The organism is bacterium, from assembly GCA_021372615.1.
Taxonomy (GTDB): Bacteria; Armatimonadota; Zipacnadia; order Zipacnadales; family UBA11051; genus JAJFUB01.
Map to the genome: position 1 here is coordinate 1 of JAJFUB010000064.1, position 1,588 is coordinate 1,588.

A 1,588-nucleotide genomic window follows, 5' to 3' on the forward strand; every position below is an offset into this window, starting at 1 on the left:
TGCCGTCAACCTCGTTGATGGCACCGTAGTGCCAGCGACGCCCCGTCCCGAGGGGGGTGTTCGCCTGCGCCTCACGCTCGCGCCGCGCCGCTCGGCGGTGCTCGCCTTTGCGCCGCAGCGGCAGCAACTGGCGAGCTTTGATCTCTCGGAAGCAGAGCGCTATGGGCAGATTGCGACAAGCCGCCTGCGGGACAAGCTAGACAGGAGCGCCGCCACCGACTTCGAAGCCGACCCGACCGACACCGGCACACCTGTGGGCTTCACTCCCTACAACGAGGGCGAAGTGGCCTTCAGTTCGGAGCGTCAGGGCTTTCACTCCGCGCCGAGGGCTACGAAGGTGGTGCTCACCGGCAAAGCGCGCGCGGTCCAGTCAACGCACCTCCCGGTCCAGGCGGGCGTCAAGTACCGCTTCTCTGTATGGGGCAAAGCAGACTTCCCCACTCCAGGGTCATTGAGCTTCTACGTGCGCTGGAAGGACAAGGCGGGCAAGGACGGGGAGACGCTGAACAGCCCTTCACTGGCCGCCACAAGCGACTGGAAGCAACTCGAGCTCGATGCGACCGCTCCGGCGAACGCCGCCACGGTGATGCTGGCACTGGTCGGCACTCACAGGGCTGACGGGGCAGCGACTGTCTGGTTTGATGATCCCGGGTTGGTTGCGGTCGCTGATGGCGGGCAAGGGCGGGTGCTGCTGCCGGTGCCTCCGGCGGTGCCGCCCGCGTCGGCCGCGCGAGTGGCGACGGAACTCAAGCAGCGTGGCGATCAGTTGCAGAGGCTTGCCGCCTCCGCCCCCCGGGCCACGGACAGCGTTGCGCTCTGCGCCCAGATTCTGGACCTCGCAACGGGGCTCGCCAATCAGGCTCAGAGCTTGCGCCAGGAGACACCGGAGTACACCATCATCGCCGCGGCTCTGGACGTGAGTGCCGCCCGCCTGCGTCGCGCTGGCGGCATACTCGCCGCCTGGCAACTGGCGCTCACCGGCGGCGGTCAGGTCGCTCTGGGCGAGACGCCACAGTTCGTGGTGCGGGTCCAGGCCGGCGTAGCGCCCCTCAAACAGGTATCGGTCTCACTGGAGGGGGAGTCGGGTTCGGTCGTCGGCCGCGGTTCCACCCCGTTCTCGCTGCAGGCGGGTGAGAGCCGGACCCTCAAGTTTGACCTCGCTTCCCCGGGGGCAGTCGGGGCCGGCGGTCGCGTCAAAGCCATTGCTCGCGCCGAGATTGCCAAAGGCAGCGCTCTGACCCTCGAGCGCGATGCCTCCTACAAGATCGTCTCGCCCTGCGAGACCTCACTGACTGACCAGGGCCAGGACGAGACCGGCCGCGTGCAGCGCTTCCTCCTCACCGCCCGCAACATGCGGCGCGAGAAGCCACTGCCAGTACGGGTAACCGTCTCGCCAGCCCAGGGCTTCACCCCCTCGGTGGCCGACCAGACAAGCGAAATCAAGCCCGGCGCGGAACTGAAGCTGCCGATCACGCTGACTGCTGGTGGAAGCGTGCAGAGCGGCTGGCGGGAGACCACGGTCAAAGTGTCGTGGGAGGGGGGCGAGCAGACCCACCAGCAGGCTCAACTCTACCTGCCGGCCGAGGCC

The 1,588-nt window shown here is 67.9% G+C and carries 1 protein-coding gene; it reads left to right on the forward strand.

What is annotated here, in order from left to right; genetic code table 11:
- Window positions 1-1,588: hypothetical protein (locus tag LLH23_09525; protein ID MCE5238719.1), on the forward strand; the 1,588-nt coding region annotated here is incomplete at both ends.